At 64.2% G+C, this 13,299-nt stretch carries 11 protein-coding genes; 6 read left to right on the top strand and 5 right to left on the bottom strand.

Annotated features, from left to right (window positions below; all coding sequences use genetic code 11):
* Nucleotides 1–9: 9 nt before the first annotated feature.
* A complete protein-coding gene (locus K9B37_RS18830) occupies nt 10–1,857 on the bottom strand; it encodes an ABC transporter ATP-binding protein (RefSeq protein ID WP_224315071.1) in 1,848 nt (615 codons plus the stop codon).
* Between the two features lie 95 nt (nt 1,858–1,952).
* Here K9B37_RS18830 and K9B37_RS18835 point away from each other — a divergent pair, with 95 nt between their 5' ends.
* Nucleotides 1,953–2,447: a tRNA (cytidine(34)-2'-O)-methyltransferase gene (locus tag K9B37_RS18835; RefSeq protein ID WP_224315072.1), complete on the top strand. Its 495-nt coding sequence runs from the start codon at nt 1,953–1,955 to the stop codon at nt 2,445–2,447.
* Nucleotides 2,448–2,589: 142 nt separating this feature from the next.
* On the top strand, nt 2,590–3,480 hold the full coding sequence (gene hemF / locus K9B37_RS18840) for an oxygen-dependent coproporphyrinogen oxidase (protein WP_224315073.1): 891 nt from the start codon (nt 2,590–2,592) through the stop codon (nt 3,478–3,480).
* Nucleotides 3,481–3,483: 3 nt separating this feature from the next.
* On the opposite strand, the gene K9B37_RS18845 is transcribed toward hemF, so the two are convergent.
* Genes K9B37_RS18845 through K9B37_RS18860 form a run of 4 tightly spaced genes read right to left on the bottom strand, consistent with a single transcriptional unit; the run spans nt 3,484 to nt 6,211 of the window.
* Nucleotides 3,484–4,725, bottom strand: coding sequence for a CCA tRNA nucleotidyltransferase (locus tag K9B37_RS18845; RefSeq protein WP_224315074.1), 1,242 nt, complete (start codon nt 4,723–4,725; stop codon nt 3,484–3,486).
* Nucleotides 4,722–4,979 (bottom strand): DUF6111 family protein, encoded by a 258-nt coding sequence (locus K9B37_RS18850; RefSeq protein ID WP_224315075.1) that lies wholly within the window; start codon nt 4,977–4,979, stop codon nt 4,722–4,724. Before K9B37_RS18850 ends, K9B37_RS18845 begins: the two co-directional genes overlap by 4 nt.
* Complete coding sequence (locus tag K9B37_RS18855; protein WP_224315076.1) at nt 4,976–5,614, bottom strand: CoA pyrophosphatase; 639 nt, start codon at nt 5,612–5,614, stop codon at nt 4,976–4,978. The genes K9B37_RS18850 and K9B37_RS18855 overlap by 4 nt, the downstream gene beginning before the upstream one ends.
* A 6-nt stretch (nt 5,615–5,620) precedes the next feature.
* The gene (locus K9B37_RS18860; RefSeq protein ID WP_224315077.1) at nt 5,621–6,211 is read right to left on the bottom strand and encodes a DUF1285 domain-containing protein; all 591 of its coding nucleotides are present in this window, start codon (nt 6,209–6,211) and stop codon (nt 5,621–5,623) included.
* Nucleotides 6,212–6,431: 220 nt separating this feature from the next.
* Here K9B37_RS18860 and K9B37_RS18865 point away from each other — a divergent pair, with 220 nt between their 5' ends.
* From K9B37_RS18865 to K9B37_RS18880, 4 genes are read left to right on the top strand one after another with little or no spacing between them, the layout of a single operon-like run.
* Entirely contained in the window at nt 6,432–7,448 is a 1,017-nt protein-coding gene (locus tag K9B37_RS18865; RefSeq protein ID WP_224315078.1) for an AAA family ATPase, read from the top strand.
* A gap of 10 nt (nt 7,449–7,458) precedes the next feature.
* Nucleotides 7,459–8,385, top strand: a complete 927-nt coding sequence (locus K9B37_RS18870) for a DUF58 domain-containing protein (protein WP_224315079.1) — start codon at nt 7,459–7,461, stop codon at nt 8,383–8,385.
* Nucleotides 8,386–8,387: 2 nt separating this feature from the next.
* Complete coding sequence (locus K9B37_RS18875; protein WP_224315080.1) at nt 8,388–11,195, top strand: DUF4159 domain-containing protein; 2,808 nt, start codon at nt 8,388–8,390, stop codon at nt 11,193–11,195.
* A gap of 28 nt (nt 11,196–11,223) precedes the next feature.
* Complete coding sequence (locus tag K9B37_RS18880) at nt 11,224–13,296, top strand: hypothetical protein (protein ID WP_224315081.1); 2,073 nt, start codon at nt 11,224–11,226, stop codon at nt 13,294–13,296.
* The last annotated feature ends 3 nt before the right edge of the window (nt 13,297–13,299 follow it).

Here is a 13,299-nt window from a genome sequence, read left to right on the forward strand (position 1 = left end):
CCGTTCAGGTCAGATCTCCGCCGTTTCTTCCGCTCCGAGAAAGCCCCCGGACTGGCGATGCCAGAGCCGCGCATAGAGGCCTTCCCGCCGCAGAAGCTCGGCGTGGGTCCCCTGCTCCACGATCCGGCCCCGATCGATGACGATGAGCCGGTCGAGGGCCGCGATGGTGGACAGCCGGTGGGCGATCGCGACGACCGTCTTGCCCTCCATGAGAGTCGACAAAGCCTCCTGAATCGCTGCCTCGACCTCCGAATCCAGGGCCGAAGTCGCCTCGTCGAGCACCAGAATCGGCGCATCCTTCAGGATGACTCGGGCGATGGCGATGCGCTGACGCTGACCGCCCGAGAGCTTCACCCCTCGCTCGCCCACATGGGCATCATATCCTTTCCGGCCCCGATGGTCCTCCAGCTCCATGATGAAATCCTGGGCATGGGCCAGGCGAGCCGCCTGCTCGATCTCGCTCTCCTTGGCGCCCGGGCGCCCATAGGCGATGTTCTCCCGGATCGACCGGTGCAGCAGGGACGTGTCCTGGGTCACCATGGCGATTGCCGCCCGCAGGCTGTCCTGGCTTACATCGGCAATGTTCTGCCCGTCGATGAGGATTCGACCCGCCTCCAGGTCATGAAGACGCAGCAGCAGAGAGGTGATCGTTGTCTTGCCGGCCCCGCTCGTGCCGACGAGGCCGACCTTTTCGCCGGGACGAATCGTGAGGTTCAGGTCCTCGATGACCCCGTCCTCGCGCCCGTAATGGAAAGAGACGTGCTCGAAGCGGATCTCGCCGGCCGTGACCTCGAGCTTCTGCGCCTTCGGTGTGTCGACGATGCCGTGGGGCCGGGCGATGGTTTCCATGCTTTCCTGAACGATGCCGATGTTCTCGAAGACGCCCCGGATGGTCTGCATGACCCAGCCGGACATGGCGAGAATGCGCATCACGAGGGAAAGGCCAGTCGCCGCCTCGCCGCTTGTCATGAGACCATGGGTCCAGAGGGCGATGGACAGCGCCCCGGTCGCCACGAGCAATGCGCTGTTCATGATGGCGAGGCATCCTGTCACGCCGGTGATGAGGCGAAACGAGCTGAGGAAGGCCTCTGTATGGGCAGCAAGCGCCCGATGGACTGCGGATCGCTCCTCGGCCGCCCGGGCGAAGAGCTTGACGGTCAGGATGTTGGTGTAGCTGTCGACGACGCGCCCCACGAGGCTCGAGCGGGCATCGGCCACCACGAGGGAGCGGGCCTTCGCGCGCGGCACGAAATACCGCAGAAGCAAAATATAGCCGACGATCCAGAGGCCCATGGGCAGGGCGAGCCAGGGGCTGACCTTGGAGAACAGGCCAAGCGCCGTGAAGGCGAAGATCGCCACATAGAGAAGCGTGTCCAGGACCGTCACGGCGATCTCGCGGATCGCCGAACCCGCCTGGGTGATGCGGTTGGCGAGGCGGCCCGCGAAATCGGCCTGGAAATAGCCCAGCGCATGACCGAGCGTGTACACATGCGTCCGCCAGCGGATCATATTGGTGCTCTGCGGCACCAGGGCCTGATTCGTGATGGTCTCGTGCATGAAATGGAGAACAGGCCGTATGAACAGGATGGCGCCGCCCACGAGGAGCAGCGGCGTTCCGTGCTCGGCCCAGAGCTTATCCGGGGTCGAACTCGCCATGAGATCGACGACCCATCCGAGGATGACGTAGAGCGAGGCCTCGAAGACCCCGACGACCAGGGATGCGAAGAAGAGAATGACCAGCCAGGCTCGAACCGGCTTGATGTAATACCAGGAGAAGGCCCCAACCGTGTTGGGCGGCGTCTCGGTCTCGTCGAACGGCGAGAAAGGGTCGATCCGCTTTTCAAACCACCGGAACATCGTGATCCTCGATCTAGGCCTGCAGCCATGCTCGGCTGAACGGGCGCGAAGCGTTCACTTGACGGCGACGCCCGCTTTCGCCGATGAGGCCATCCATGCCCCGCCTTGCTCTTTATCAGCCGGACATCCCGCAGAACACCGGCACCATGCTGCGGCTTGCCGCCTGCCTCGGTGTTCCGGTCGAGATCATCGAGCCGGCAGGCTTCGACGTCTCCGACAGGAATCTTCGCCGCTCGGGAATGGATTATCTCGAGCGCGCGGCGATTACACGCCACGTCTCATGGAACAGTTTCGAGACCTGGCGCCAGGAAAGCAAGACCCCCGAGGGTGGTCCCCGCCTGATCCTCGCCACCACGAAAGGCGCGATGCCTTACGCGGATTTCGCCTTCAGGCACGACGATATCGTTCTCGTCGGCAGGGAATCGGCCGGCGTGCCGGACGAAGTCCATGCCGCGGCGGATGCGCGCGTCGTGATTCCCATGCTCGCCGGCCTGCGCTCCCTGAACGTGGCCGTAACGGCGGCGATGATCCTGGGAGAGGCGCTGCGGCAGACGGGTTCCTTTCCAGAAACCACTATTCTACAGACTTAAGCCGAACCCATCAGCCCTCATCCTGAGGGGGACCGTCAGGTCCGTCTCAGGATGAGGGCGCATCCAGAGTGCACTGGATCATCCTTCGAGATGCTTTGCTTCTCAGGATGAGGCTGTTGCTCGTTTTATCGAGGATCCTCCCATGACCGATACCGCCGTCCAAAGTCTGCAAGAGGAAGCACCCGTCTGGTTCGCCGCCCTACGCGACCGGATTTGTGCCGCCTTCGAGGCCATCGAGGACGAGGTGACGTCTCCCCTGCCCCCGGAGGCCTCGGCCGCGGGACGTTTCGAGCGCAAGCCCTGGGAGCGCAAGGATCACAGCGGCCACTCTGGCGGCGGCGGCGTCATGTCGATGATGCGGGGCCGGGTCTTCGAGAAGGTCGGCGTGCACGTCTCGACCGTTCACGGCGAGTTCGCACCGGAATTCCGCGGGCAGATTCCCGGATCAGACCAGGATCCCCGATTCTGGGCGTCGGGCATCTCCCTCATCGCGCATCCCTGGAACCCGAATGTGCCGACGGTTCACATGAACACGCGCTTCGTGGTCACCACGAAGCCCTGGTTCGGCGGCGGCGCGGATCTGACACCCGTCCTGGATCGTCGCAGGTCTCAGGACGATCCGGACACAATCGCCTTTCACCAGGCCATGCAGCAGGCCTGCGGCCGCCATCAGGCGGTGTCCTACGACAGATACAAGGCCTGGTGCGACGAGTATTTCTTCCTCAAGCACCGCAACGAGCCGCGCGGGATCGGTGGGATTTTCTACGATTATCACTGGACGGGGGATCCGGCCGACGACTTCGCATTCACCCGCGACGTGGGCGAGACCTTCCTCAAGATCTATCCAGACATCGTGCGCCGCAATGTCGACACCACCTGGACGGAGGCGGACCGCATCGAGCAGCAGGTCCGCCGCGGCCGCTACGTCGAATTCAACCTGCTCTACGACCGTGGAACGATCTTCGGCCTCAAGACGGGCGGCAATATCGATTCGATCCTGTCGTCGATGCCACCGACCGTCCGCTGGCCCTGAAGGTCATTCCCCGGCGAGGGCGCGTTTCAGGAGGTTGCGTACGAAAGCCTGATCGTCAGGACATCCTTCCGCGAGCCAGATGCTGCGGGCACTGGCGAGGATCTCCCCGATCTTAGGCCCTCGCGGGATTCCCTCCTCGACCAGATCGGCGCCGCGAAGGGGAAAGACTGGGAGCGGCACGGCACCGCTGCGGAAACCGTCCAGCGCCGCCAGGGCTTCCCCGGAGACCTGCGGACGGAGCTCTCCCGAAAGCGCCGCCAGGACGAGGTCGACCGTCTCCACGCCGTGCTCCGCCACGAGGCGGCGGATCGCGACCTGGTCCAGGATCGCCGGCTCCGACCTGAGGGCTCCGACGAGCCTTCCATAGCCAGCGAGCCTGCGATGTTCGTCGTTCGAGAGCCGCAGCCGCTCCCGCAACCGCTCCGCATCCTCCTCGACCATCACGGCGAGCGCGGCGAAGCGCTCGATCTTACGGCGCGCACCATCTGCGGCGATCCGTCCGAAGCGGCCGAATTCAGCAACGCCATCCAGAATCCAAGTCAGGAAGCCGTGCTCGGCAAGGATCCTGACCGTATCCACAGCACGCCGGGCCGCGAGCAATCTCAGCATTTCATGGCGAATCCGCTCCCGCGACAGGATGGCGAGCCCTGCCCGCTCCTGCCCCGCCGCCGTGAGGCCTTCGGGATCAGGTCCGTTCTCGGCATATTCGGCATAGAAGCGGAAGAATCGCAGGATCCGCAAATAATCCTCACGGATCCGGACATGCGCGTCGCCGATAAATCGAACGCGCCGGGCGGCGAGGTCGGCCAAGCCGTCGGTATAATCATAGAGGCGGCCATCGGCGCTGAGCGAGAGAGCATTGATGGTGAAGTCGCGACGGAGCGCATCCGCCTCGAAGTCGTGTCCGAAACGAACGACTGCATAGCGACCGTCGGTCTCCACGTCCTCGCGCAAAGTCGTGACTTCGAAGGGCTCGCCTTCCACGACCACTGTGATCGTTCCATGATCAATGCCGGTCGGAACAGGCTTGAACCCTGCCTTCTTCGCGAAATCGACAATCACGTCCGGCAGCGCGGTGCTGGCACAGTCGACTTCCGTTACCGGGCGCCCAAGCAAGGCGTTTCGTACTGCCCCACCGACGATCCGGGTCTCTACGCCATCGTGGTTCATGGCGCCGAGCAAGGCGCGGAGCCGCGGCCGTTCCACGAGCGACTGGAGAGACGCGTGATCGAGAGAAGAATTCACTTGAACTGCCCCGGCACGACACGGCCGTTTTCCATATGCGTCGGTACGAAAGCGCCCGTGTGGCGCTCTGCCACCAGGCCGCCGAGAATAAGCGACGCAATCACCAGGACGAGACCGGCAATTCCCACCCAGGGCACGTGAGCGCTCCAGGAGGACCAGGCCAACGGATTGCGGCGAGCGGCGATAAGATAGATGGCGAAGGCGGCAAAAGGCAGGAGAAATAACAAAAACTCCTGAATGAACGCCCGCGTCATGAAGTGTAGAGCCTCTCGTACAGATTTCGCAGAATACCCGCCGTCACGCCCCAGATGTAGCGTCCCTCGTAGGGCATTGCATAGTACCGGCGCAGCCGGCCCTTCCATTCCCGTGAATGAAGCTCGTGATGGGCGGGATTCATCAGGAAGGCGACGGGAACCTCGAACGTGTCCGCGACCTCGTCCGGGTTCAGCACCAGGGTATAGGAGGGCGAAACCCGCGCGACCACGGGAATCACGAGATAATTGGTGGTGGACAGATAGGGGTCGAGGTAACCGAGCGGATGGATGAAACGGCTGTCGAGGCCGATCTCCTCCTGAGCCTCACGATAGGCGGCGGCGAGCACGGAATCGTCCGTCGGATCGACTCGGCCGCCTGGGAAGGCGATCTGCCCCGAATGCTGCCGCAGGCTCGAAGCCCGCTCCGTAAAAAGCAAGGTCGGCTCTTCCCTCATGACGACGGGGACCAGGACGGCCGCCTCCTTAGGACTCAACGGCTGAACGAGCGGAATGTCATCGAGGGTATGATCGCCCCGGGGATTGGAGAGAGCATCTCCAAGGGCGGGCGGCTCGGGTCGCAGATGTTTCTCTGCGAGCGTCAGAAAATCGGGAGCATCGAGCGGCACCGTTCTCATGGAAATTCATTTCACCTCAACGGCCGGTGCGATTGGGAAAAAGATGCCATCGGCTGCAATTCCGAACTGCAACTCTCCGTCGATCGCCCGTTCCTCCCCAAGAGCGACGAGATCAAGGGCGAGCGTCCGCGTCACACGGGCCCACAGATCTCCGCGCACACGGAGATAAGGCTTCACGCCGCCGCTCCGGTCCTGCTCGAAGCGCAGCGGGTGGTCTTTTCCGACCTGAACGAGATCGTCCACATTGGTCCGAAAGGCAATCTGCCGCGCCTCACCCTTGCCTTCCACAACCATCTCGACAGCCAGAAAAGGCACATCCTCGACGATGATTCCGACCCGTTCGACGGGCGTCACGAGGACATAACGCTCCGGATCCTTGCGCAGGACCGTCGAAAAGAGGCGAACCAAGGCCGGACGATTGATGGGCGTACCCATATAGTGCCAGCTGCCATCGATGGCGATTCGCATGTCGATCTCGCCGCAATAAGCAGGATTCCAACGCTCCACCGGCGGCGGTCCCTTCCTTTTGTCGTTTGCTTCGAGCGAGGCGGCGAGCCGTGACAAGGCACTGTCGGGCGTTGAGACAGGTTCGGTCATGACACAAGCGTGAACAAGAATTTGCACCTTAAGGATCGACGAATGCCGATTGATGGCTAATTCCTAGAGCATAGAGCCACAGCGTATGCCGTCCAGTTCCTCCTGGTACCGGGTTTCTTTGCGCTGCGGCGCAAAGACCCGCAGGACGCGCTTGCCTATCGATGCAGAAGGAAGGCAGAGTGTTCATGGGGGCGGACGCTAGCGAGTGGAAGGACAGCTCATGACGGCCAGCATCGCTCAACCGCCCACCGTTCTCGACGACGCGATTCTCCGCAATGCGGAAGCGGCCCTTGAGACAGTGGCACGGGCCCGCGAGGCGATTCACTCTGTCATCTTCGGCCAGGAAGACGTCGTCGATCAAACGCTGATCACCCTGCTCGCAGGCGGACACGGTCTTCTGGTCGGCGTTCCGGGCCTCGCGAAGACGAAGCTGGTCGAAACCCTCGGCATCGTTCTGGGACTCGACGCGCGCCGCATCCAGTTCACGCCGGATCTCATGCCATCGGATATCCTCGGGTCGGAGATTCTCGACGAGGGCGCGGACCGCCGCCGCTCTTTCCGGTTCGTCAAGGGACCGGTCTTCACCCAGCTCCTGATGGCGGACGAAATCAACCGGGCGAGCCCCCGTACCCAATCGGCGCTCCTTCAGGCCATGCAGGAGCATCATGTTTCCGTCGGCGGCGAGCGGCACGATCTTCCGCAGCCTTTCCATGTCCTCGCGACCCAGAACCCCATCGAGCAGGAGGGAACCTACCCGCTTCCGGAAGCCCAGCTTGACCGGTTTCTTCTTGAAATCGACGTCGGCTATCCGGACCGCGATGCGGAGCGACGCATCCTGATCGAAACCACCGGCGCGGAAGAGCGTAAGCCTGTCCGGGTGATGGATGCGGAAGCACTCATGAATGCGCAGCGACTCGTGCGTCGACTGCCCGTCGGCAACAGCGTGGTCGATGCGATTCTCGACCTGGTCCGCGCGGCAAGGCCCGGCGGCGAGGATTTCGAGGGCGTCACCGACAAGCTTCTTTGGGGTCCCGGCCCCCGCGCCTCCCAAGCGCTCATGCTCGCGGTGCGTGCCCGCGCGCTCATCGAGGGCCGGGTTGCTCCCTCCATCGCCGACGTCGCAGCACTTGCCGAGCCCGTGCTGAAACATCGCATGGCTCTCACCTTCTCGGCCCGCGCGGACGGAGAAACCATCAAGAGCGTCATTGGCCGCCTGACGGCGCGGCTGGCCGCCTAGGATCGGCACCATGGCCCGCGTTCGGGTCCTCCCCGAAGCCGCCCGCTCTCCCGGTCGGCAAGCAACGGAATCGGCGCTTGATCTTGCTCAGCGCATGCCTCGGCTCGTGCTGGAGGCGCGACGCGTCGCGGCCAACCTCTCGCACGGAATCCATGGACGCCGACGCGCCGGGATAGGCGAGACTTTCTGGCAGTTCAGGCCCTTCGTCACCGGCGAGGCCGCCCAGCGTATCGACTGGCGCCGCTCGGGCCGGGACGATCGGCTCTACGTGCGCGAGCGCGAATGGGAAGCGGCGCAGAATATCTGGTTCTGGATCGATCGCTCGGCCTCCATGGCCTATGTGTCGGATCTGGCTCAAGCGCCCAAGGTGGAGCGCGCCATCGTCCTCGGCCTCGCGCTGGCGGATGCCTTCGTGGAAGGCGGCGAAAGGGTCGGCATGCTTGGCCTCATGGCGCCGCGCGCGACGACGCGGATTGCCGAGACCATGGCCGAGACCATGGTTGCCGATCGCTTTTCGCTCGATGACGACCTTCCGCCGCAGGCTCCCATTCCGACGATGGACGAAGCCATCCTGATCGGAGACTTCTTGAGCCCGCCGAGCGAAATCGCCGTCGCCGTCGAAGCGATTTCGAGTCGCGGAAGCCGCGGACATCTGGTTCTCATCGCGGATCCCGTCGAGGAAACTTTCCCATTCGCCGGTCAGGCCGTTCTGCATGACTTGGAGGATGGGATTTCGCTACGGATCGGCGACGCCGTCTCGTGGGGGAGCGCCTACCGGGAGCGCATGGCCCTGCACCGAGCAAGCCTCGAAGATCTGGCTCGCCGCCGAGGATGGACCCTGACGATCCACCGCACGGACCGGCCGGCCAGCGAAGCGGCCCTTCGCCTCATCACGCTCGTCGCGGCGTCCCGCGGCGTCAGCGGCGCAAGGCGGTGACCATGCTGGGATTGCCCCTCACCTTCGCCGCTCCCCTCGTTCTGATCGCGCTCGCCGCACTGCCGGCGATCTGGCTTCTGTTGCGCATCACGCCACCGCAGCCGCGGCGGGTCGATTTTCCACCTCTCAGGATAATGACCGATCTGCGTCCCGAGCAGGAGATGCCCGCACGAACACCCTGGTGGCTTCTTCTCCTGCGATTGCTTGTTGCAACTCTTCTCATCCTGGCGGCAGCAGGTCCCATCTGGAACCCGCTCACGGAAAGCAATAGTCGTGCGCCGCTGCTCATGCTGATCGACAACGGCTTTGCCGCTGCGCACGATTGGCGAGATCGGATGAGCATTGCATCCGGCCGTATCGAGGCGGCGGAACGTGACGGCCGCGTCGTTGCCCTTGCCGCCACCGCCGGCGATGCGCAGGATCTGCAACCGATGAGCCCTGGTACCGCACTGGAACGGCTGCGCTCCTTCAAGCCGCTGCCGCACCTCCCGAACCGTCAGGCTCATCTCGATTCCATTCGCCGTTTCCTTGAGGCCGCTCCCGATGCGGAAATCGTCTGGATCAGCGATGGCGTCGCCGGCGTTGACGGGCAGAACTTCGTCAATGGGTTGTCATCCTTGACCAAAGATCGATCGGTCATCGTCCTCAAACCGGAGCGGTCCCCCGCGCTCGCGGTTGCCGAAGCCGCGAATGCGGGCGGCCAGCTGACGACGACGATTGTCCGGACCGAGGCCAACGGCCGCGACAGCGGCATCGCGCGTGCGCTCGATCTGAAAAACCTGCCTCTCGCCGATGCGCGCTTTTCCTTCGCGCCCAATGCGACCGAAACCACCGCGACGTTCGACGTCCCGACCGAGATCAGGAACGACATCGCGCGCATCGAGATTCTGGGCGAAAGCTCTGCGGGTGCCGTGACGCTACTTGATGAGCGCGGCAAGCGCCGGCGCGTCGGCCTCGTCTTCGGGGGAACGGCCGATCAGGCGCAGCCTCTCCTCTCACCCGTGTATTATATCGAGAAGGCGCTTACTCCCTATGCCGAGATTCGCCAGGGGCACGGTGGCGTGACGGACGCGATCGATCAGTTGATCGACGAGCAGGTTTCCGTCCTCGTTCTGGCCGATGTAGGCGGCCTCGACAGGGAGGCCTCGGCAAAGGTCTCATCCTTCGTCGAACACGGCGGTCTGCTGCTTCGCTTTGCCGGATCGCGCCTTGCCGCCGGCAATGACGATCTCGTTCCGGTCCATCTTCGCCGCGGCGGCCGCACGCTCGGCGGCACGCTGTCCTGGGACACGCCTAAGACCTTTGCGCCCTTCACCCGCGAGAGCCCCTTCTTCGGACTGGCGATTCCCGACGAGATCGGCATTCGCCGCCAGATCCTCGCCGAGCCCGAGGGAGACCTGCCGGCCAAGACTTGGGCGTCGCTCGCGGACGGTACGCCCATCGTCACCGCCGACAAGCGCGGGGAAGGGCTCATCGTCCTCTTCCACGTCACCGCAGATACGACCTGGTCCAACCTGCCCCTCTCGGGCCTCTTCGTGGATATGTTGCGCCGGATTACCGCCCTCGCAGGTTCACCCGGCGATACCACCGCAGAAGCGCGAAATGCCGAGAACCAAACCGTGGCGCCGCGCCTGACTCTCGACGGCTTTGGCGTTTTCTCGTCACCGCCGGCGACCGCCCGGGCCGTGGCGCGCAACTATGCCGATCGCGCAAGCGGGGAGCATCCACCGGGCTTCTACGGCCCCGTCGATTCCAGCCTCGCGGTGAATGCGCTCGTGAGCGGCGACCGTCTTGCGCCCCTCGACTATTCGGCTTTGCAAGCCCGCATCGCTCCACTCACCGAAGCGAAGACGATTGATCTGAGAGCTCCTTTGTTCAGCCTCGCGCTCGTCCTCCTCCTCCTTGATACTCTTGCTTCCCTCTGGCTCAGTGGTCAGCTCGGCAATCTCTTCGGTCGTATGCGCAGGGTCGGCGCGGGCGCAGCGATCCTCCTTGCGGCCATCTTCTTCGCCGGCTTCTCATCGGACGGCTATGCCCAGAACGAACGCGCGCCGTTGAGCCAGGACGCCCAAGCCTCCGCTCTCGTCACGCGCCTCGCCTACGTGATCACCGGCGACGAGCAGATCGACCAGACGAGCAAGGCTGGCCTGATGGGCCTGTCGCAGGTGCTGAGCATGCGCACGGCCTTTCAGCCGGGAGATCCGATCGGGATCGATCCGGCGCGGGACGAGCTCGCATTCTATCCCCTGCTCTACTGGCCGATCGTCGCCTCGCGCCCGCTTCCGAGCGACGCTGCCATCCGGCGGCTCGATGCTTTCATGAAGGGCGGCGGGACAGTGATCTTCGATACCCGGGACGCCTTCAGCACCCGTCCGGACGGTGCCGTCAGCGCAGAGGGGCAGTATCTGCGCCGCATGCTCACCGGCCTCGACATCCCCGAGCTGGAGCCCGTGCCCGCCGACCATGTGCTGACAAAGACCTTCTACATCCTCGACGACTTCCCGGGCCGCTATGCAACGGGCCAGACCTGGGTCGAGGCGCTACCACCACCCACGGAAGACACCGCCAATCGCCCGGCGCGCTCGGGAGATGGTGTGTCTCCGATCATCATCACCTCCAACGATCTTGCGGCCGCCTGGGCGGTCGGAGCCCGCGGAGAAGCGCTCTTCCCTGTCGTCGGCAGCGATCAGCAACGCCAACGGGAGCTCTCTTTCAGGAGCGGCATCAACATCGTGATGTATGCGCTCACCGGAAACTACAAGGCGGATCAGGTTCACGTGCCGGCCCTACTCGAACGGTTGGGGCAATAGGCGTGAGGCGTAGGTTAGGGACATCGCATTGCTCTCCTTGAACTTCACACCGCTCGTCCCAACGCCGGTCCTCTGGGCCGTCGGCGCCGTCGCGCTCGTCCTGTGCATTCTGGCCCTCATCTCCCGCGGGCCCGTCGCTCTTCTGCGAGCCCTGGCGCTTGCCCTGGTTCTGCTCGCTCTCGCCAATCCGTCGCTCGTCCAGGAAGAGCGGGAAAAGGTGAAGGACATCGTGGCTGTCGTGGTCGACCACACCACGTCTCAAACTCTTGGCGACCGGCAGGCCATGACGGACAAAGTCCGGGCTGAGCTCGAACGACGCTTCGGCTCGCTGAACGATGTCGAGCCTCGCTACATCGAGGCGACGGATGGATCGGGCGATGACGGGACGCGTCTTTTCGCGGCCCTGTCCAACGGCCTGGCGGATGTCCCACCGGATCGTCTCGCCGGGGTGATCTTCGTGACGGATGGGGTCGTGCACGATATTCCACCGAACGTCGAAAGCCTCGGCTTCAAGGCCCCCCTGCATGTGCTCGTGACAGGGCGCCCCGATGAGCGCGATCGCCAGATCAAGCTTCTGGAAGCCCCGCGCTTCGGTATCGTCGGCAAGGATCAGACGATCCGCGCCGTCGTCATGGAGCGAGGCGGAACGGGCTCGGCAACCGTCACCGTCCGGCGCGATGGTCAGGAATTCGCTCGTCAGGTCATCAGGACCGACGCGCCGTTCTCGATCAATGTGCGGATCGAGCATGGCGGTGCGAACGTCATCGAGCTCGAAGTCGACGGCCTCCCGAACGAACTGACCCTGGCCAACAATCGCGCGGTCGTTCCGATCGAAGGCATTCGCGAGAAGCTGCGTGTGCTCCTCGTTTCCGGAGAGCCCAATCCCGGCGAGCGGACATGGCGCAACCTGCTCAAATCCGATGCGAACGTGGATCTGGTGCATTTCACCATCCTGCGCCCGCCGGAGAAGCAGGACGGCACACCGATCAACGAGCTTTCGCTCATCGCCTTTCCGACGCGTGAACTGTTCCAGCAGAAGATCAAGGAATTCGACCTCATCATCTTCGACCGCTACGCTAACCAGAGTGTTCTGCCGTCCAGCTATTTCGAGAACATCGTGCGCTACGTGCGCGACGGCGGCGCGGTGCTGGTCGCGGCCGGTCCGGAATTCGCCGGTTTCGGCAGCCTCGCACAGACGCGCCTCGCGCCGATCATTCCGGGAGTGCCGGACGGGCGCATCGTCGAGGAACCCTACCGGGCGCACATCACCGACACCGGCGCCCGCCACCCGGTCACCCGCGACCTCCCCGGCTCCGAAACCAATCCCCCGGCTTGGGGCGAGTGGCTGAGAACCATCGGCAGCCAGGTCAGCACAGGAAGCACGGTGATGTCGGGGGCCAACGACCTACCCCTCCTGGTGCTGAAGCGCGAGGACAAGGGGCGGGTCGCTCTTCTCCTCTCCGACCACGCCTGGCTCTGGGCGCGGGGTTACGAGGGCGGTGGTCCGCATCTCGACCTTTTGCGCCGTCTCGCCCACTGGTTGATGAAGGAGCCGGCGCTTGAGGAGGAAGCGCTGCGGGCGAGCGCCGTGGGCCGCGAGATCAGGATCGAGCGGCAGACGATGAATGACACTGCGGACCCCGTGACGCTGAAGGCTCCAAGCGGAGCCGAAACGAGCATTCCTCTCTCCGAAACCCGGCCCGGTCTCTTTACGGCGCAGGTCGCCAGTCGCGAACTCGGGCTTCATACGGTCCGCTCTGGCGATCTCATCGCTTTCGTGAGTATCGGGCCGGCCAATCCGCGCGAACTGATGGACGTGTTCAGCAACACGGAGGCTCTCCGGCCGATCGCAGAGGGAACCGGCGGCTCGATCCGGCGCGTTGCCTCGGAGGGCAATCAGGACATCGTGGTGCCGCGCATCCTCGCGGTTCGGTCAGGTTCCCGTTTCTCGGGCGGGGATTGGATCGGCATCCGGCCGAGTGAGAGCGCCATCGTGCGGGGCGTGTCCGTGTTCCCGCTCGCGCTGGGGCTCCTCGGTCTCGTTCTCCTGGTGGGCTCGACGCTCGTCGCCTGGATCGTCGAAGGACGTCGCCGCACCTGACGG

Source organism: Microvirga puerhi (assembly GCF_020089865.1).
Classification (GTDB): domain Bacteria; phylum Pseudomonadota; class Alphaproteobacteria; order Rhizobiales; family Beijerinckiaceae; genus Microvirga; species Microvirga puerhi.

What these genes read in the sequence shown, in the direction of transcription:
- K9B37_RS18830 (WP_224315071.1), bottom strand. Translation starts at nt 1,857, where the DNA reads ATGTTCCGGTGGTTTGAAAAGCGGATCGACCCTTTCTCGCCGTTCGAC.
- K9B37_RS18855 (WP_224315076.1), bottom strand. Translation starts at nt 5,614, where the DNA reads ATGAGAACGGTGCCGCTCGATGCTCCCGATTTTCTGACGCTCGCAGAG.
- K9B37_RS18865 (WP_224315078.1), top strand. Translation starts at nt 6,432, where the DNA reads ATGACGGCCAGCATCGCTCAACCGCCCACCGTTCTCGACGACGCGATT.
- K9B37_RS18860 (WP_224315077.1), bottom strand. Translation starts at nt 6,211, where the DNA reads ATGACCGAACCTGTCTCAACGCCCGACAGTGCCTTGTCACGGCTCGCC.
- K9B37_RS18835 (WP_224315072.1), top strand. Translation starts at nt 1,953, where the DNA reads ATGCCCCGCCTTGCTCTTTATCAGCCGGACATCCCGCAGAACACCGGC.
- K9B37_RS18850 (WP_224315075.1), bottom strand. Translation starts at nt 4,979, where the DNA reads ATGACGCGGGCGTTCATTCAGGAGTTTTTGTTATTTCTCCTGCCTTTT.
- K9B37_RS18875 (WP_224315080.1), top strand. Translation starts at nt 8,388, where the DNA reads ATGCTGGGATTGCCCCTCACCTTCGCCGCTCCCCTCGTTCTGATCGCG.
- hemF (WP_224315073.1), top strand. Translation starts at nt 2,590, where the DNA reads ATGACCGATACCGCCGTCCAAAGTCTGCAAGAGGAAGCACCCGTCTGG.
- K9B37_RS18870 (WP_224315079.1), top strand. Translation starts at nt 7,459, where the DNA reads ATGGCCCGCGTTCGGGTCCTCCCCGAAGCCGCCCGCTCTCCCGGTCGG.